This is a genomic window from Streptomyces griseicoloratus, from assembly GCF_014534645.1.
Lineage (GTDB): Bacteria > Actinomycetota > Actinomycetes > Streptomycetales > Streptomycetaceae > Streptomyces > Streptomyces griseicoloratus.
Map to the genome: position 1 here is coordinate 122,458 of NZ_JACVQF010000224.1, position 17,296 is coordinate 139,753.

The 17,296-nt window shown below is 74.4% G+C and carries 15 protein-coding genes; 12 read left to right on the forward strand and 3 right to left on the reverse strand.

The genetic code is table 11. The annotated features are described in order from the left end of the window. The first annotated feature begins 407 nt into the window (after positions 1-407). The 4 genes from H0H10_RS32335 (at position 408) to cyc2 (ending at position 5,404) form a co-directional block, all read left to right on the forward strand. Complete coding sequence (locus H0H10_RS32335) at positions 408-1,061, forward strand: Tat pathway signal sequence domain protein (RefSeq protein WP_188184724.1); 654 nt, start codon at positions 408-410, stop codon at positions 1,059-1,061. Between the two features lie 151 nt (positions 1,062-1,212). Further along, positions 1,213-1,860 carry a ScbR family autoregulator-binding transcription factor gene (locus tag H0H10_RS32340; RefSeq protein WP_188184725.1) on the forward strand — a complete coding sequence of 216 codons (648 nt, stop codon included), beginning with the start codon at positions 1,213-1,215 and terminating at the stop codon, positions 1,858-1,860. A 22-nt stretch (positions 1,861-1,882) separates the two neighbouring features. Beyond that, on the forward strand, positions 1,883-3,097 hold the full coding sequence (locus H0H10_RS32345; protein ID WP_188184726.1) for a damage-control phosphatase ARMT1 family protein: 1,215 nt from the start codon (positions 1,883-1,885) through the stop codon (positions 3,095-3,097). A 126-nt stretch (positions 3,098-3,223) separates the two neighbouring features. Continuing rightward, positions 3,224-5,404: a germacradienol/geosmin synthase Cyc2 gene (gene cyc2, locus H0H10_RS32350; RefSeq protein ID WP_188184727.1), complete on the forward strand. Its 2,181-nt coding sequence runs from the start codon at positions 3,224-3,226 to the stop codon at positions 5,402-5,404. On the opposite strand, the gene H0H10_RS32355 is transcribed toward cyc2, so the two are convergent. Further along, a complete protein-coding gene (locus tag H0H10_RS32355; protein ID WP_188184728.1) occupies positions 5,397-6,161 on the reverse strand; it encodes a CTP synthase C-terminal region-related (seleno)protein in 765 nt (254 codons plus the stop codon). The two genes, cyc2 and H0H10_RS32355, sit on opposite strands and share 8 nt — an antisense overlap. 93 nt (positions 6,162-6,254) lie before the next feature. Here H0H10_RS32355 and H0H10_RS32360 point away from each other — a divergent pair, with 93 nt between their 5' ends. The 4 genes from H0H10_RS32360 to H0H10_RS32375 all read left to right on the forward strand — a co-directional run bounded on the left by H0H10_RS32360 (position 6,255) and on the right by H0H10_RS32375 (position 10,258). Next, complete coding sequence (locus H0H10_RS32360) at positions 6,255-7,121, forward strand: LysR family transcriptional regulator (protein WP_188184729.1); 867 nt, start codon at positions 6,255-6,257, stop codon at positions 7,119-7,121. Between the two features lie 82 nt (positions 7,122-7,203). Beyond that, entirely contained in the window at positions 7,204-7,842 is a 639-nt protein-coding gene (locus H0H10_RS32365) for a PDZ domain-containing protein (protein WP_188184730.1), read from the forward strand. A 271-nt stretch (positions 7,843-8,113) separates the two neighbouring features. Next, positions 8,114-9,244, forward strand: a complete 1,131-nt coding sequence (locus tag H0H10_RS32370; RefSeq protein ID WP_188184731.1) for an aminopeptidase P family protein — start codon at positions 8,114-8,116, stop codon at positions 9,242-9,244. A gap of 57 nt (positions 9,245-9,301) precedes the next feature. Continuing rightward, positions 9,302-10,258: an aminoglycoside phosphotransferase family protein gene (locus H0H10_RS32375; RefSeq protein ID WP_188184732.1), complete on the forward strand. Its 957-nt coding sequence runs from the start codon at positions 9,302-9,304 to the stop codon at positions 10,256-10,258. A 5-nt stretch (positions 10,259-10,263) separates the two neighbouring features. On the opposite strand, the gene treZ is transcribed toward H0H10_RS32375, so the two are convergent. After that, complete coding sequence (treZ, locus tag H0H10_RS32380; RefSeq protein WP_188184733.1) at positions 10,264-12,009, reverse strand: malto-oligosyltrehalose trehalohydrolase; 1,746 nt, start codon at positions 12,007-12,009, stop codon at positions 10,264-10,266. 171 nt (positions 12,010-12,180) lie between these two features. Here treZ and H0H10_RS32385 point away from each other — a divergent pair, with 171 nt between their 5' ends. The 3 genes from H0H10_RS32385 (at position 12,181) to H0H10_RS32395 (ending at position 14,676) form a co-directional block, all read left to right on the forward strand. After that, positions 12,181-12,732, forward strand: a complete 552-nt coding sequence (locus tag H0H10_RS32385; RefSeq protein WP_188184734.1) for an FHA domain-containing protein — start codon at positions 12,181-12,183, stop codon at positions 12,730-12,732. Between the two features lie 190 nt (positions 12,733-12,922). Beyond that, positions 12,923-14,251, forward strand: a complete 1,329-nt coding sequence (locus H0H10_RS32390; RefSeq protein WP_188184735.1) for a M14 family zinc carboxypeptidase — start codon at positions 12,923-12,925, stop codon at positions 14,249-14,251. After that, positions 14,248-14,676: an SSI family serine proteinase inhibitor gene (locus H0H10_RS32395; protein ID WP_223180755.1), complete on the forward strand. Its 429-nt coding sequence runs from the start codon at positions 14,248-14,250 to the stop codon at positions 14,674-14,676. Before H0H10_RS32390 ends, H0H10_RS32395 begins: the two co-directional genes overlap by 4 nt. Positions 14,677-14,753: 77 nt before the next feature. On the opposite strand, the gene lpdA is transcribed toward H0H10_RS32395, so the two are convergent. Next, on the reverse strand, positions 14,754-16,157 hold the full coding sequence (gene lpdA, locus H0H10_RS32400) for a dihydrolipoyl dehydrogenase (protein ID WP_188184736.1): 1,404 nt from the start codon (positions 16,155-16,157) through the stop codon (positions 14,754-14,756). Positions 16,158-16,277: 120 nt separating this feature from the next. Between lpdA and H0H10_RS32405 the strand changes: the two genes are divergently transcribed. After that, on the forward strand, positions 16,278-17,228 hold the full coding sequence (locus H0H10_RS32405; protein ID WP_223180756.1) for a LysR family transcriptional regulator: 951 nt from the start codon (positions 16,278-16,280) through the stop codon (positions 17,226-17,228). Positions 17,229-17,296 lie beyond the last annotated feature (68 nt).

Sequence of the window (17,296 nt, forward strand, 5' to 3'; positions counted from 1 at the left end):
ACTCCCGGCGGCTGCAGGGGATTTCACGTTACGCACCAGTAGCCAAGGGGGAAGTTACCGGCGGTTACAAGGCCGGTCAAGCAAGTTGTGGGTAAAGGGTGGCGATTGTGTGCCGCCCGGCGGACCGCCGGGCGACGAGGTTCGGACGGCCTGCCGCCCTTTCGGCCAACTCCGGCCGCACTCCTTGACGTTGACGAGGCGTCAGGTCTACAACTTCCCCAGTTTCCCGGATCCGTGGCGCCGGATCCGTTCCCGCGGCACGTCCGCGTTCCCGGCCCCGCCCCGTTCCCCACGGGGCGTGTTCTCCGCACCGGGCACCGCTTCGCACGTCATCGGCTCTTCCCGCACTCTCGGCCGGCCGGCCCGCACCGCTTCACCGAACCCCACACCCGAGAAGAGGTAGCCGCATGCGTACTCGTACCCTCCTCACCCTCACCGCCGCCGTCGCGGCCCTGTCCCTTCCGGCGGCCCTCCCCGCCGCCGCGGCCGCCACCCCCGTCCTCACCACGGGCTCCGCCGGCGGCACGCCCGTCGCGGTCGGCGACACCCTCACCGCCTCACTGGCGAGCGGCACCAGCGCCACGTTCCACTCCAGCGCCACCGGCAGCACGGGCGTCTCCTGCACGGCCTCGCAGTTCACCGTCACCGTCACCGACAACCCGCCCGCCCCCGGCACGGCCACCGAGTCGCTCACCGCCCACACCTTCGACAGCAGCACCTGCACCAGCAACGTCACCGGCGTCCTCGGCGTCACCGGAATCCGGGTCGACAACCTGCCCTACACCACCACCGTGTCCTCCGACGGGACCGTCACCGTCACCCCGCCGAGCGGCTCCGCCGTCCGGACCACGGTCACCCTGCGCACCCTGCTCGGCAGCGTCAACTGCGTCTACCAGGCGCCCGGCCTGACCGGCACCGCCGGCAACGCCACGAACTCGATCGCCTTCACCGACCAGCACTTCACCAAGGTGTCCGGCTCGTCACTCTGCTTCGCCAACGGCTACTTCACGGCCACCTACGCCCCGGTGACCGACGGGGGCGCGACCGTCTTCGTCAACTGAGCGCACGCCCCGGTCGAGCGGGCCGGCCGGAGCCGGGGAGGCGACGGCCGGTCCGCGGAACACTCATCTCATCGGACCGTGAGTTATCGTGTGCACACGCTCAGAAGCACATGGGTGACCCGTTCATTCCGAACCCAGGAGTGTTCAGCCGATGGCGAGGCAGCTACGCGCCGAGCAGACGCGCGCGACGATCCTCACGGCCGCCGCCGACCTGTTCGACCGTCACGGCTACGAAGCGACCAGCCTGGGCGACATAGTGCAGCACGCCCACATCACCCGGGGCGCACTGTACTTCCACTTCGCCGCGAAGCACGACCTCGCCCAGGCCATCATGGAGCTCCAGTCCAGCACCTCTCGCCGGCTGGCGGCGGAGCTGGACGACCGGGGCTACTCCTCGCTGGAGTCCCTGATCCGGCTGACCTTCGCCTTCGCGCGCGTGTCCGTCAAGAGCCCGGTCCTGCGGGCCGGGCTGCGGCTCGCCGCCGCGGGGGTGGCGGTACGGCCCCCGCTGCGGCACCCCTTCGTGGAGTGGCAGGACCTCGCCTCCTCCCGGCTGCGCGGCGCGATCAAGGAGCACGACGTGCACCCGGACACCGACGTGGACTCCACCGCCCACACCATCGTCTGCTCCCTCGTCGGCTCCGGGATCGTGGGCCGCGCCCTCGATCCGTCCGACGGCTCGCCCCGCCGGACGGCCGAACTGTGGCAGGTGCTGGTCCGGGGCCTGGTGCCGGTCACCCGGCGCGCCCGCTACCTCGGACTCGCCGCACGCCTGGAGCGGGAGCCCGCGGCGGCCTGAACCGCGCGCTACGGTGAGGCGCATGCCCGACACCGCCTCCCAGCCCGCGCCCGTCCTCCTCGGCAACGAGCCGGGGTCCTTCCCCCACGGCGTGCTGGCCGAGCGGCATCCCGCCATCATCCGGCAGGTCCGGGAAGCCCTCCCCTACGAAGCCGGCCAGCACCGTGCGCTCGACGCCCTGCTGGCGAACTGCACCGAGGGCGTGATCGAGCCGCTTCCCGGCGACGCCCCCGGCCGGGACCGCTGGACCGCCTGGGGGATGGACGAGTACGTCGGCCGGTCCTGGTTCGACGTGCCCTGGCTGTGGGCCGAGAGCCACTTCTACCGCCGGCTCCTGGACGCCGTCGGCTGGTTCGGCCCCGGCGCCTGGCAGGGCATCGACCCGTTCCGGCCCGCCAAACTGGCCGAGCTCGACGCCCCGGAGACGGACGAGGAACTCGCCGCGCTCGACGGCCTGGCCGGCCTGTCCGCCGACGAGCTGGGCCGGGCCCTGCTGCACGGCTCGCTGTGGGGAAACCGCGCGGACCTCGGCTTCAGCCTCTCGGCCACCGGCACCGGCTCCGGCGCGGGCAGGGGAGCCGGCGCCGGTGGCCGGGGCGAGGTGCCCGCCCTGGTCGCCGACGACAGCGAACGGCTCTGGTCGCTGCTCCCGCCCTCCGGCACCGGCACCCTGTGCCTCGTCGCCGACAACGCCGGCCGCGAGCTCGTGCCCGACCTGCTCCTCGTCGCCCACCTCCTCGCCCACGGCCGTGCCGGACGGGCCATTCTGCACGTCAAGCCCCACCCGTACTACGTCTCCGACGCCACGACCGCCGACGTGGTGGACGCGCTGCGGAGGCTGACCGGGGCCTCGGGCACGGCCGCCGAGTACGGCCGCCTGCTGTGGTCCGCCCTCGCCGACGGCCGCCTCACCGTCCGTGCCCACCCCTTCTCCTGCGCCCCGCTGCCGTACACGGACATGCCGGACGACCTGCGCGCCCAGTTCGCGCAGGCCACCGTCACCGTCCTCAAGGGCGACCTGAACTACCGCCGCCTCGTCGGCGACCGGCTGTGGTCCCCGACCACGCCCTTCGCGGACGTCACCGCGTACTTCCCCGGCCCGGTCGCCACGCTCCGCACGCTCAAGTCCGACGTGATCACCGGCCTCGACGCGGACACGGAGACCGCGCTGGTCGCGGCCGAGGGTCAGCGGTGGCGGACGAGCGGGACGCACGCGCTGATCCAGGTCCGGAGCTGAGCCCGGCCCGGACCCCATGGGGCCGCAGCCGCGGCAAGGTTCCCGGCTTCGGCCCCGATTCACGCGATGGTGTGATCATGTCCCGCCCCGAGGATGCCCTCAGAGGGCCATGGGTAGGGCCGGGCCATGACGCAACAGCCCTTCGAACTCCCGCACTTCTACCTGCCGCATCCCGCGCGGCTGAATCCGCATCTCGACGAGGCCCGCGCCCACTCGACGCAGTGGGCGCGCGAGATGGGCATGCTGGAGGGCTCCGGGGTCTGGGAGCAGGCCGACCTCGACGCACACGACTACGGCCTGCTCTGCGCCTACACCCACCCCGACTGCGACGGACCCGCGCTCTCCCTCATCACCGACTGGTACGTCTGGGTCTTCTTCTTCGACGACCACTTCCTGGAGAAGTTCAAGCGCACCCAGGACCGCGCCGGCGGCAAGGCCCACCTGGACCGGCTGCCGCTGTTCATGCCGCTCGACCCCGGCGCCGGGATGCCCGAGCCGGAGAACCCGGTCGAGGCCGGCCTCGCCGACCTGTGGAGGCGCACGGTGCCGGCGATGTCGGCCGACTGGCGCCGCCGCTTCGCCGTCGCCACCGAGCACCTCCTCAACGAGTCGATGTGGGAGCTGTCCAACATCAACGAGGGGCGGATCGCCAACCCCGTCGAGTACATCGAGATGCGCCGCAAGGTGGGCGGCGCCCCCTGGTCGGCCGGCCTCGTGGAGTACGCCACCGCCGAGGTGCCCGCCGCCGTCGCCGGAACCAGGCCGCTGAGGGTGCTGATGGAGACGTTCTCCGACGCCGTGCACCTGCGCAACGACCTGTTCTCCTACCAGCGGGAGGTGGAGGACGAGGGCGAGCTCAGCAACGGGGTGCTGGTGCTGGAGACCTTCTTCGGCTGCACCACCCAGCAGGCCGCCGACATGGTCAACGACGTCCTCACCTCCCGGCTGCACCAGTTCGAGCACACCGCGTTCACCGAAGTGCCCGCCGTGGCTCTGGAGAAGGGGCTCACACCGGCCGAGACCGCTGCCGTCGGGGCGTACGCGAAGGGACTTCAGGACTGGCAGTCCGGCGGCCACGAATGGCACATGCGCTCCAGCCGGTACATGAACGAGCGCGCGCGCCCCACGTCCCCCTGGCAGGCTCCGACCGGGCCCGGCACCGCCGCGGACGTCGGCGCGCTGCTCGCCGCGGCCGGGGCGGAGCGGCTGCGCGCGTACACGCACGTGCCGTACCAGAAGGTCGGCCCGTCGATCATCCCCGACATCCACATGCCGTTCGCGCTGGAGCTCAGCCCCCACCTCGACGGCGCCCGACGGCACCTGTTCGACTGGTCGAGCCGGATCGGCTTCCTCAGCGAGGGCGTGTGGGACGAGGACAAGCTCGCGAGCTGCGACCTGCCCCTGTGCGCCGCCGGCCTCGACCCGGACGCCACCCAGGACCAGCTCGACCTCGCCTCCGACTGGCTGGCCTTCGGCACCTACGGCGACGACTACTACCCGCTGGTCTACGGCCACCGCCGCGACCTGGCCGCCGCCCGGCTGACCACGGCCCGCCTGTCGGCCTGCATGCCGCTCGACGGGGAGCCGGTCCCGCCGCCCGCCAACGCCATGGAGCGCGCACTCATCGACCTGTGGGCGCGCACCACCGCGCACATGACCCCCGAGGAGCGCCGCCCCCTGAAATCGGCGGTCGACACGATGACCGAGGCGTGGGTGTGGGAGCTGTCCAACCAGATCCAGAACCGCATCCCCGACCCGGTGGACTACCTGGAGATGCGGCGCGCCACCTTCGGCTCCGACCTCACCCTGGGCCTGTGCCGCGCGGGACACGGTCCCGCCGTCCCGCCCGAGGTCTACCGAAGCGGCCCGGTCCGCTCCCTGGAGAACGCGGCCATCGACTACGCCTGCCTCCTCAACGACGTCTTCTCGTACCAGAAGGAGATCGAGTACGAGGGCGAGATCCACAACGCGATCCTCGTCGTGCAGAACTTCTTCGGCGTCGACTACCCGACCGCGCTGCCCGTCGTGCAGGACCTGATGAACCAGCGCATGCGCCAGTTCGAGCACGTCGTGGCCCATGAACTGCCCGTCGTCTACGACGACTTCCAGCTGTCGCACGAGGCGCGCGCCATCATGCACGGTTACGTGACCGACCTGCAGAACTGGATGGCCGGCATCCTCAACTGGCACCGGAACGTGCCTCGCTACCAGGCCGAGTACCTGGCCGGACGCACCCACGGCTTCCTCCCGGACCGGCCCCCCGCCGTGCCCGTGCCCCGTACCGCGCCACTGCCCGTGTTCAGCTGACGGACGCGGTCCGTCCGTCCCGCGCCGCGTGCCGCGCGGCGGCTCGTGCCAGCGCCCGGATCATGGGGTGCGGGCGCGAGCCGTCGCCGGCCAGCTCCGGCTGGAACAGCGAGGCCAGGAAGAACGGGTGGCCGGGCAGCTCGGCCAGCCGGACCTGCCCGTCCTCGTCGTACCCGGAGAAGCGGAGCCCGTGCGCGCGCAGGGTGTCCAGGTGGCGGGAGGGACCGTAGGCGCAGAAGTACCGCTCGACCGTCCGCTCCGAGCCGATCACCGACTCGGCGAGGGTGCCGGGCTCCACCCGGACCACGGCCTCGTGGCCGACCAGCGAGCAGGCCAGCGGCTCGATGAGGAAGTCGTCGGCGTCGGGGTCGTTCTCGGCGTGCGCGACCCGGGTCAGCCCGCACACGTTGCGGGCGTACTCCAGCAGCGCGTGCTGGAACCCGCCGCATGTCCCGAGGAACGGGATGCCCGCCTCCCGCGCCGTCCGGACCGCCGTCAGCACGCCCGCCTCGCTGCGGTAGGGGCTGCCCGGCAGCACCCACACGGCGTCGAAGCCGCGCACCGCGTCCTCGGCCTCGGCGTCCCCGGTCGGGATCCAGTAGGCGTCGAGGAACAGCCGGTCGCGGGCGGCGAGGGCGTCGAGCAGCGCGGGGATCCGCGTGTGCGACACGACGCCGGGGGAGCGGTCGCCGACCAGGGCCAGGCGGGCGGTGCGCGGTGCGGAGGACGGGGATCGGCGGTCCTGCGTGTTCGTCATGCGCCCATCCTGTGCCGGGCCGTTCCTTCACGTCCAACGATGATTCCTGCACCGTCCATAAGCGTTGCTGATCCGGTGAGGGATGCTGTCCTCATGGACCCCCACCTGCTGCGCACCTTCGTCACCGTCGCCCGTCTCGCCTCCTTCTCGGAGGCCGCCCGCGAGCTGGGTTACACCCAGTCCGCCGTCTCGCAGCAGATCGCGGCGCTCGAACAGGACCTGGGCGCGCCGCTCCTCGCCCGGCGCCCCGTCGTCCCCACGGCCGCCGGCGAGCGGTTGCTCGAACACGCGGGCCCGCTGCTGCTGCGCCTCCAGGCCGCCCGCGCGGACGTCGCGCGGATGGCGGCCGCTCCCGCGTACGGGCTGATCCTGGCCGCCGCCGCGACCGCGCTGACCCCCCGGATCGCCGCCGCGCTCCCTCCGGCGGGGGTCACGCTGCGGGTGCTCGCCCGCGCCGAGATCCCGGCGGCCGTCGCCGCCGGGACGGCGGACCTCGGCCTGGTCGACGGACTGGCCGCCCCCAGCGACCCGCTGCGGCTGCCCGACGTGGCACCGCTGAACACGCGCGGCGTGGGGGAGGAGCCCGTCCACGTCCTGCTGCCCGCCGCCCATCCGCTGGCCGGGCGCGCCGGGCTGCGCCTCGCCGACCTCGCCGACGCCCGCTGGCTGGACGCCCCGGACGCGGGGCTGCCGCTGGAACAGCTCCGTGCGGCCGCCGGCGGGCACGGCTTCCGGCCGGTCCTGCGCTACGAGGGCACCGACGTCCGCGCGCTGGCCCTCCTGGCCGCCGGGGGACACGGCCTGACCCTGCTGCCCGGCCCGGTGGCCGCCGCCGTACCGCGGGCGGTCGCCGTCCCGGTCGTCGAGCCCCGCGTCGTCCACCGCACGGAGCTGGTGTACGCCGGGGGCGTGCGGGGCGCGGCGGCCGCGCTGGTGGAAGCGCTGGTCGAGCCGTCCTGACGGTCGACCGCCGGTCAGTCTCACTCGTTCGTGGCTCGTCGCGCGCCGGCCGGCCGGGTAGAGCACCTGCCGGAGGCGAACCATGGAACAGACTGCGTTGCGTCCCAAGCCGATGCCCGGCCGGGAACCCGGTGGCGGCACCGTTCAGGGCCCTGTCCGGCGTCCCCCCACCCTGCGCCGGCGCCGCCGGCGGATCGTGACCCTGCTGATCGGCCTGCTGGTCGCGACGGGCCTGGTCCTGGCGGGCATCGGCCTCGGCACGGTGGGCGCCACGGTGATCGGCATGAGCAGGCTGGCCGAGATGCAGCGGCAGGCGGGGGCGCCGGGAGCGGGGGCGCCGCCGGGCCACCGGGCCGCTTCGGCGCCCCCGGGGCAGCCGGGCGACCCGGCTCCGTCCACCACGTCCACCACATCCGGCACCTCTGCCACCTCCGGCACGTCCGCTCCGGCCCGGGCCGGAGCGACCCTGGGCGTGGAGGCCGTGGACGACGACCGGCCCGGGGCCCTGGTGGTGGGTGTCCACGTGCCCGGCCCGGGGTACGCGGCGGGCCTGGTCCGGGGCGACGTCCTCCTCGCGTTCGGCACCACCCGCATCGACTCGGCCGCCGATCTCGCCCGGGCCGTCGCTCGCGCCCGGCCGGGGGCCGAGGTCAAGCTGACCGTGCGTCATGAGAGCGGCGGGTACCAGCAGCTCACCGCCGTCCCCGGCGTCGTCACCTGACCGACCGGAGCATGCTCCCGGCCCACGCCCACGCCGTCCGGCACGGGACAGGGCCGGCCAGGGCCGGGGTCCCGGCCCGCTCGCCCTCACCGGCCCCACGGCATGGTTGGCGTACCGGCACGGAATCCCGCGGCCGGGCCGCGCCCGGTCATTAGCATGGGCCCTGAGCGGCCCCTATGCGCCGATATGGTCTTCATACCGGCTCGCGTCGCTCCCCCGCTCCGGGCAGGATGCTGCCCGGAGTCCCATCACCCGCCGCGGGAGGCCCCGGATGACCGGCAGTACGCATGCCGCCCCCTTCACCACCGACGACTACAGGGCCCGCATGGAGCGTGCCGCGCGGTCGGCCGCCGACGCGGGCCTGGCCGGTCTGCTGGTGGCACCGGGGCCGGACCTCGTGTGGCTCACCGGCTACGCGCCCACCGCGGCCACCGAACGGCTCACCCTGCTCGTCCTCGCCGCCGGACACGATCCCGTCCTCGTCGTTCCCACGCTGGAGGCCCCGGACGCCGAGAAGGCCGCCGGCGCGCCCGCGCTGACCCTGCGCGACTGGACCGACGGAAAGGACCCCTACGCCGTCACCGCCGCCCTCCTCGACCGCTCCGGGCGGTTCGGCATCAGCGACAACGCCTGGGCGATGCACCTGCTCGGGCTGCAACGGGCGCTGCCCGGCACCTCCTACGCCTCGCTCACCGAGGCGCTGCCCATGCTGCGCGCCGTCAAGGACGCGGCGGAGCTGGAGCTGCTGGCGGCGGCGGGCGCGGCGGCGGACGCGGCGTTCGAGGAGATCCGGAAGGTCCGGTTCGGCGGGCGCCGGGAGCGCGAGGTCGGCGCCGACCTGGCCGATCTGCTGCGGCGGTTCGGGCACTCCCAGGTCGACTTCACCATCGTCGCCTCCGGCCCGAACGGCGCCAACCCGCACCACGAGGTCGGCGACCGCGTCATCGAGGACGGCGACATGGTCGTCCTCGACTTCGGGGGGCTGAAGGACGGCTACGGCTCCGACACCTCCCGCACCGTCCACGTCGGCGAGCCCACCGACGAGGAGCGCCGGGTGCACGACCTCGTGCGCGAGGCCCAGGAGGCCGGTTTCCGCGCCGTGCGGCCCGGTGTCGCCTGCCAGGAGGTCGACCGTGCCGCCCGCGCGGTGATCGCCGGGGCGGGGTACGGGGAGTACTTCATCCACCGCACCGGGCACGGCATCGGTGTCACCACGCACGAGCCGCCGTACATGATCGAGGGCGAGGAGCAGCCCCTCGTGCCCGGCATGTGCTTCTCCGTCGAGCCCGGCATCTACCTGCCGGGGCGGTTCGGCGTACGCATCGAGGACATCGTCACGGTCACCGAGGACGGCGGCCGGCGGCTGAACGACACCACCCGGGAGCTGGTCACCGTGGAGTGAGCGGCACCGACGAACCCCGAACGCCCCTAGGAACACCTGGAAGACGACGGCGCGACCATGACCCGGGCACCGACACCCACCGCGGACACCGTCCGCCGACTGGTCCTCTCCCTGCTCAAGGAGGGGGAGGGGACCGGGCCCGACGTCCGGCCCGTCACCGAGGGCCCCGCGCCCGACACGTGGTGGGTCGGTTCCCGTCACGTGCTGCGCCTGGCCCCCGACCAGCGGGCCGCGGCACGCCGGCGCCGCGAACTGCGCCTGCGCGACCTCGTCCGCCCGTACCTGCCCGTCGCCGTGCCGACGAGCGTGGCGCACGGCGAGTGGGCGCCGGGGCTGCCCTACACGCTGGACACCCGGGTGCCCGGCGGCTCGGGCGAGGACCACGACGTGTCCGCCGTCGGCGAGGCCGACCTGGCGGCCCTGCTCACGGGGCTGCGCGAGGTGCCGCTCCGCCAGGCCGAGGCCCTCGGCGTCCCGCGGGCCGCCCCGCGGTCCCTGGAGGCGCTGCGCAAGGCCGCCGAACGCGCCGCCCGGCGGCTCGCCGCGGCCGACGAGTTCGACCCCGCCCGGCTCGCCCAGCTCACCGCCGCCGCGACGGCCCAGCTCGGCGCCCAGCCCGGTACGGCCGTCCTGGTCCACCACGGCCTCACCGCCGAGCACCTCGTCGTCAGTGCCGACGGCCGGGTGCGCGGCGTCCTCGGCTGGGCCGACGCCGTTCTCGGCGACCCCGCCGAGGACATCGCCGGACTGGCGCTCGCCGTCGGTTCCCCCGCCGCCGTCCGCGCGGCCACACTGGCCGGCTACGGCGCCCGTCCCTGCCTGCGCGGTCTGTGGCTGGCCCGCTGCGACACGGTCGTCCACCTCGCCGACGGCCTCGCCGGCCGGTCCGCCGTCCCGCCGCCCCGGCTGAGGGAGCGGCTGCGCAACGCCTGGGAGGCGATCCTGCTGGAGCGGGTGACCGAGCTGCGCGAGGACGACGCGGACGAGCCGGACGACGCGGACGACGCACTCTGAGGCCCTCACTCCTGCAAGAGCACCACACCCGTCTCGCCGGGCACGCGCAGCACCCCGTCCTCGCCCGGTGCCTCCACGGGCTCCCAGGCGGCGAGCACGCGTGCGGGGCGGTTGCCCAGGGGGATCGCCGCCGGGTCGCCGCCGAGGTTGACGGCCACCCTGATGTCCCCGCGCCGGAAGGCCAGCCAGCGGCCCTCCTCGTCGTAGGCCACCTTGGTGTCGGCGAGGTCGGGGTCGGTGAGGTCGGGCTGCTCGTGCCGCAGGGCGATCAGCCGGCGGTACCAGGCCAGCACGCGCGCGTGCGGCTCGCGTTCCGGCTCGGACCAGTCGAGGCAGGAGCGGTCGCGCGTCGCCGGGTCCTGCGGGTCGGGCACCTCCTCCTCCTTCCAGCCGTGCGCGGCGAACTCCCGCCGCCTGCCGCGCCGTACGGCCTCGGCGAGCTCGGGATCGGTGTGGTCGGTGAAGAACTGCCACGGCGTGCCGGCCGCCCACTCCTCGCCCATGAACAGCATCGGCGTGAACGGGGCGGTCAGCGTCAGCGTGGCGGCACAGGCCGCGAGGCCGGGGGAGACCAGGGAGGACAGACGGTCGCCCTGGGCGCGGTTGCCGACCTGGTCGTGGGTCTGGCCGTATCCGGTGAGCCGGTGCGCGGCCACCCGGGACCGGTCCAGCGGGCGGCCGTGGCTGCGTCCCCGGAAGCTGGAGTAGGTGCCGTCGTGGAAGTAGCCCCTCGTCAGGGTCTTGGCGAGCGCCGCCAGCGGAGCGCGCGCGAAGTCGGCGTAGTAGCCCTGCGACTCCCCGGTCAGCGCGGTGTGCAGGGCGTGGTGGAAGTCGTCGTTCCACTGGGCGTGCACACCGAGGCCGCCCTGCGTGCGCGGGGTGATGATCCGCGGGTCGTTCAGGTCGGACTCGGCGATCAGGAACAGCGGGCGGCCGAGATCCGCGGCGAGGGCGTCCACGGCCGTGGACAGCTCCTCCAGGTAGTGGCACGCGCGCGTGTCGACCAGGGCGTGCACGGCGTCCAGCCGCAGCCCGTCGATCCGGTAGTCGCGCAGCCAGGCCAGCGCGCTCTCCACGAGGTAGGCGCGCACCTCGTCCGAGCCGGGCGCGTCCAGGTTGACGGCGGCACCCCAGGGCGTGTGGTGGGCGTCCGTGAAGTAGGGGCCGAAGGCGGGGAGGTGGTTGCCGGAGGGGCCCAGGTGGTTGTGCACCACGTCCAGGACCACGCCCAGGCCCAGTTCGTGGGCCCGGTCGACAAACCGTTTCAGCGCCTCCGGTCCGCCGTACGGCTCGTGCACCGCCCACAGCGAGACGCCCTCGTACCCCCAGCCGTGCCGGCCGGGAAAGGGGCACACCGGCATCAACTCCACGTGGGTGATGCCCAGTTCGGCGAGGTGGCCGAGCCGGTCGGCGGCGGCGTCGAGGGTGCCATCGCGGGTGTACGTGCCCACGTGCAGCTCGTACAGCACGGCCCCGGGCAGCGGGCGGCCCGGCCACTGTGCGCGCCACGCGTACCGTCCGTGGTCGACGACCGCGCTCAGCCCGTCCGGGCCGTCCGGCTGCCGGCGGGAGCGCGGGTCCGGCCGTACCGGCCCGTCGTCCAGCGCGAATCCGTACCGGGAGCCGTCCCGCGCCGCGGCCTCCCCGCGCCACCAGCCCGGCCGCTCCGGATCGCGCTCCAACGCGTGCGTGACCCCGTCGCACGTCAACGTCGCACGGCCGGCCTGCGGTGCCCACACCTCGAACTGCACGGACGGTTCCCCTTCGTCTGCTCACCGTGACGCCGTCCATGGTCCTGCAAAAGCGATCAATCCGCTTGTGAAAGTTCCCTTTTGCGGCAGGTGTCGTGGAGCACCGCGCGCGTGGCGGTGCGTTTTCCGGATTTCTGGACACTCCGGCCCGGCTGACCGACAATCACCTGCGTGACGTCGTCCTTCGAGTTCCACACGTACCCCGCGCGGCTTTCCGACGCGGAGCGCGACAAGGCGCTGAAGGCGCTCCGGGACGGCGTCGCCGTGGGGCGTCTGTCGCACGACACGTTCGTCCGCCGGATGGAGCTGGCGCTCACCGCCCGCCGCGCCGACGAGCTCGCCGTGCTCACCGCCGACCTGCCCACGGAGGGGCGGGTGTCGCGCCTGGTGCTGGGCGCCGTCGAGGCCGTGTCCGGCTTCGGCGTACGACTGCGCACCGCCTGGCAGGCCGAGCGGCTGCCCAAGCTGCTGCTGCCCCATCCCGGCACGGTGCACCCGCTGCGCATAGGGCGCGACCCCGGGAGCGGACTGCGGCTGAGCCACGAGACGGTCTCCCGCGTGCACGCCGAACTCAGCCGCCAGGGCGGCATGTGGGTCCTGCGCGACCTCGGCTCCACCAACGGCACCACGGTCAACGGGCGGCGGGTCGTCGGCGCGGCCGTCGTCCGCGAGGGCGACCGGATCGGCTTCGGCCAGATGGCGTTCCGGCTCGCCGGGAACTGATCGGGCGCTCAGCTCTGGCCTGGGCTTTACCGGGCGTCACCTGGTGGTGATGGCTGAAATCCCTTTCCCCTTCACGGTGTTGACGTACCTGCGAAGTCATGACTGACTGTGCGTACACCGCGCACACCAGGTGAACCGACGCCACGCACCGTGGAGGTGTGCCCTGCCACCCCTCCTGCGCTACCCGACCGTGGACGAGCTGGGCGCCCGGGCCGCCGCACTCGTCGCCCGCCACCCCGGTGGCGCCCGGCTGCGCCGCGTCGGCACGTCCCGCGCGGGCACCCCGCTGCTGCTGCTGTCCGTCGGCCACGGCAGCCGCCAGGTCCTCGTCGTCGCAGGACCGCACGCCAACGAGCCCGTCGGCGGCGCCACCGTCCTGCGGCTGGCCGAGCGGGCCCTGGCCGACCCCCGGCTCACCGAGGGGGCCGACACCACCTGGAACCTGCTGCTGTGCGTCGATCCCGACGGCCTGCGCCGCAACGAGGACTGGCTGTCCGGCCCCTACACCCTCGGCCGCTACGCCCGGAACTTCTTCCGGCCCGGATTCCTGGAGCAGCCCGAGTGGCTGCCCGAGGGGCCGGAACGCGCCACGCTCCCGGAGACCCGTACGCTGCTCGGACTCCAGGACGAGCTGCGGCCCTTCCTGCAGTGCTCCCTGCACGGAGTCGACGTCGGAGGCGGCTTCGTCGAGCTCACCCACGACCTGCCGGGCCTCGCCCAGCGCGTGGCCCACAGCGCCGCCCGGCTCGGCATACCCCGCGAACTCGGCGCCTACGACGCCCTGTACTGGCCCCCACTGGGACCCGCCGTCTACCGGATACCGCCGCCGCGCCAGGGCGACCTGACCGCCGCCATCACCGAGGCCGCCGTCGACTCGACGTGGTGCCACCCCCAGCGGTACGGCACCGTCACGGCGGTGGTCGAGGCGCCCATGTGGGGCGTGGCCGCCGTGGGGGACGGCTCGCCGCCCGCCGACCGGGACGCCGTACTGCGCTCGGTCAGCCGCACCCTGCGGCACGACACCCGGATCCTGCACCACCTCCTCGCCCGGATCCGGCCGGGCGTGCGGCGCGCCGGCCCGGACGCGGCCCGCCTGCTCGCCCCGGTCGACGACTACCTGCTGGTCTGCCCCAGGCTCGCCGACGCGTGGGACCCCGACACCGACGACGGCTCGGGACGCGCCCTGCCGCCCCTGAGCACCGCGCACCTGGTCGCCCTGCGCATCGCCGGACGGCGCCTCGCGCTGCGCACCGCGGGGCTGCTGCACCAGCTGGTGACCCGCGCCGGGCGCGACCCGGCGGGCGTGCTGCCGGAGCTGGACCGGCTCGTCGACGAGTGGTGCGCCGACTACCGCGACGGCTGTGCGGCGCGCTGGATACCGGTCGCCCGTCAGGCCGAGTACCAGACGCGGGTGGTGCTCGCCGCCTTCGAACTCGCCGGGCGGCAGGCCCCCGCGGTCTCCCGTTCGGGTGAGCCGGGCTGGGGTTCCGGGGCCGCCGTGCCGATGCACCGGGAATGACCCACATCTTCCCGATGAGAGTGCTGCGGAGGGGCCTGCCGGTGGCGGTCGCCCTCCTCATGGCGTGCGCGGCCCCGGCACCGGCGGACGCCCAGCCGGAGCCGGCCGGTGACTTTCTCCTCGTCTCGGTCGCCCCGGCCGAAGGCCGGTCCGGCGTCACACGTGAGGCGCTGCTGCGGTGCGATCCGCCCCGGGGCCACGCCGACGCGGAGCGGGCCTGCGCGGAGCTCGACGCGGCGCAGGGGGACATCGGCCGCATCCCCCCGCGGGACGACACCTACTGCCAGATGGTCTACGCACCGGTGACGGCCCACGCGCGCGGGCAGTGGCGGGGCCGGCCGGTGGAGTACACGGAGACCTTCGCCAACAGGTGCGTGATGGCCGCGCGGACGGGAGCGGTGTTCGCACTGGACGCCACCGCCTGACCTTCCGGGGCGGGCGGTGTCGTGCGTCGGTCGGGAGCCGACCCCCGGAGAGTTCCCCGGGGGTCGGACGGACTCGGTCACTGCTGGTGCAGCCCGCGCCCCGCCAGGGTCAGGAACGCCTCGCCGACCGCCTCCGACAGCGTCGGGTGCGCGTGGACGTGCCGCGCCACGTCGGCGGGCTCGGCGTCCCAGCCGACGATCAGCTGGCTCTCCGCGATCATCTCCGAGACGTGCGGGCCCACCAGATGCACGCCGAGCACCTGGCCGCCCCCCGCCTCGGTGACCACCTTCACCATGCCGCCCTGCCCGTGCACCATCCCCTTGGCGACGGCCGTCAGCGGCATGGTGTTGACGGTCACCTCGTGCCCCCGCGCGCGTGCCTCCGCCTCGCTCAGGCCGACGGAGGCGGTCTGCGGCGAGGAGTACGTCACCCGGGGCACGGCCGCGTAGTCGACGGGCGCCGGCCTCGCGCCCGCCAGCGTCTCGGCGACCAGCAGGCCCTCCGCGAAGGAGGCGTGCGCCAGTCCCAGCGACGGCGGCGGCAGCAGGTCGCCCACGACGTGGACGCCGGGCACCGCCGTCTCCAGCCGGGCCCAGTCCGCCGGCACGACGAAGCCCCGCTCGTCCGTGCCCAGGCCCGCCGCGGCCAGGTCCAGTCCGTCGGTGACCGGCGCCCGGCCGACGGCCACCAGCAGCCGCTCGGCCTCGACCGTACGCGTCTCGCCCCGGGCGGTGCGCACGCGCGCGCGTACGCCATTGTCGAGCACATCGGCGTCCAGCAGCCGGGCGCCGGCCTGCACGTCGACGCCGCGCCTCTTCAGACCGCGCGTCAGGTGACGGCTCACGTCCGCGTCCTCCAGCGGCACGATCCGGTCCGCGGCCTCCACCAGGGTGACCTCCGCGCCCATCGAGCGGTGGAACGAGGCGTACTCCACGCCGATCGCGCCGCCGCCCAGGACCAGGACGGAGGCCGGCAGCCCGGGCGCGAACAGCGCGTCGTCGCTCGTCACCACCCGCCGCCCGTCCGAGGCCAGCCCCGGAAGCATGCGCGGACGGGAACCGGTGGCCAGCACGACCCCCCGGCGCGCGGTGAGTTCCGGCCCGTCGTCCACCCGCACGGAGCGGGCACCCGTCAGCCGGGCACTGCCCCGCACCACGCGCACGCCCGCATGCGCGAGGTGCGCCTCCACGCCCTTGTGGTTGCGCGCCACGATGTCGTCGCGGGTGGCGACCAGCGCCGGCCAGTCCACGGCGTCCAGCGTGGCCTTCACGCCCCAGCGCTCCCGCGCCTCGGCGATGCCGTCGACCAGCTCGGCGGCGTGCAGCATCGCCTTGCTCGGGATGCAGCCGCGGTGCAGGCAGGTCCCGCCGACCTTGTCGCGTTCGACGAGGACGACGTCGAGACCCAGGGCCGCGGCGCGCAGGGCGGTGCTGTAACCGCCGGTGCCGCCGCCGATGACGATCACGTCCGGTGTGTTCATGCCCTCAGCCTCCGCCCGGCCCTTGCCATGAGTCCAAGGCAATGTTCTTGTGGGTTCGATGAAGGGTGCTTATGGCAGGGGCCGGTGACGGGCCGGACGTCGCACCCGGTGGGGGCGGGGATGAGTCTGCGGCAGATGGAGTACTTCCTGACCGTCGTCGAGGAGGCGTCCTTCACCCGGGCGGCCGAGACCCTGCACGTGACGCAGCCCGCGCTCTCCCACCAGATCAAGGCCCTGGAGAAGTCGGTCGGCGGCGCCCTCCTGGAGCGCATGCCGCGCGGGGTGCGGCTGACGCCGATGGGCCGCGCCTTCCGGCCGCACGCCGAACTCGCCGTCCGCAGCGCCGCCCAGGCCCGCCGCGCGGCCCGCGCCGCCGCCGGGGCCGAGGGCGGCGAACTGCACGTCGCCGCCGTGCACTCGGTGGCCGTCGGCATCCTCCCCGACGTCTTCGCCCGCTGGCGCGCCGCGCACCCCGGGGTACTGCTGCACCTGCACGAGTACGCGACGACGGAGGCCCTGGAGGAGGAGGTCGAGCGCGGCACCGCCGACCTCGCCGTCGGTCCGGCGCCCCGCGACTGGCCCGGCACCGTCGTCCCGGTCGGCCGGGAGGAGATCGTCCTCGTGGTGCCCTTCGACGACCGGTTCGCCGGCCGTACGACGGTGCGGCTGCCGGAGCTGGCGGACCGGCCCTGGGTCCGCTGCGCCATGGAACCCGTCGTCGAGGGCGAGCGTTTCCTGGACTGGGCGTGCGGCCGCGCCGGGTTCCGGCCGCGCACGGCCGTCTTCACCGAGCACACGTCGACGGCCGTACGGATGGCCGCCGCCGGCGTGGGGGTCTGCACCGCCCCCTCCTACATCGTGGGCGGCGCGGTCGGCGAGGGCTGCGTGGTCCTCTCGCCCGACCCGCCCTGGAGGAGGGCTCTGACGGTCTTCTCGCGGGTGCCGCCGACCGGTGCGGCGGAGGCGTTCGTCGACCTCCTGCGCCTGACCTGGCCACCCCCGGGCGCAGCCGTCCCGCCCGGGGGCCCGGCCGACGTCTGCGGGGCCCCCGCAGCCCGGGGCGACCGCTGATCCCCGGTCAGGCGGTGGTGTCCTGCGTGGCGAGCCGTGTCAGCAGGGCGACGGGCAGTGCCGTGAAC

Excerpts from the sequence above, each read along its gene's own strand:
- H0H10_RS32335 (WP_188184724.1), top strand. The coding sequence starts at position 408 with ATGCGTACTCGTACCCTCCTCACCCTCACCGCCGCCGTCGCGGCCCTG.
- H0H10_RS32340 (WP_188184725.1), top strand. The coding sequence starts at position 1,213 with ATGGCGAGGCAGCTACGCGCCGAGCAGACGCGCGCGACGATCCTCACG.
- H0H10_RS32345 (WP_188184726.1), top strand. The coding sequence starts at position 1,883 with ATGCCCGACACCGCCTCCCAGCCCGCGCCCGTCCTCCTCGGCAACGAG.
- cyc2 (WP_188184727.1), top strand. The coding sequence starts at position 3,224 with ATGACGCAACAGCCCTTCGAACTCCCGCACTTCTACCTGCCGCATCCC.
- H0H10_RS32355 (WP_188184728.1), bottom strand. The coding sequence starts at position 6,161 with ATGACGAACACGCAGGACCGCCGATCCCCGTCCTCCGCACCGCGCACC.
- H0H10_RS32360 (WP_188184729.1), top strand. The coding sequence starts at position 6,255 with ATGGACCCCCACCTGCTGCGCACCTTCGTCACCGTCGCCCGTCTCGCC.
- H0H10_RS32365 (WP_188184730.1), top strand. The coding sequence starts at position 7,204 with ATGGAACAGACTGCGTTGCGTCCCAAGCCGATGCCCGGCCGGGAACCC.
- H0H10_RS32370 (WP_188184731.1), top strand. The coding sequence starts at position 8,114 with ATGACCGGCAGTACGCATGCCGCCCCCTTCACCACCGACGACTACAGG.
- H0H10_RS32375 (WP_188184732.1), top strand. The coding sequence starts at position 9,302 with ATGACCCGGGCACCGACACCCACCGCGGACACCGTCCGCCGACTGGTC.
- H0H10_RS32395 (WP_223180755.1), top strand. The coding sequence starts at position 14,248 with ATGACCCACATCTTCCCGATGAGAGTGCTGCGGAGGGGCCTGCCGGTG.
- lpdA (WP_188184736.1), bottom strand. The coding sequence starts at position 16,157 with ATGAACACACCGGACGTGATCGTCATCGGCGGCGGCACCGGCGGTTAC.
- H0H10_RS32405 (WP_223180756.1), top strand. The coding sequence starts at position 16,278 with ATGAGTCTGCGGCAGATGGAGTACTTCCTGACCGTCGTCGAGGAGGCG.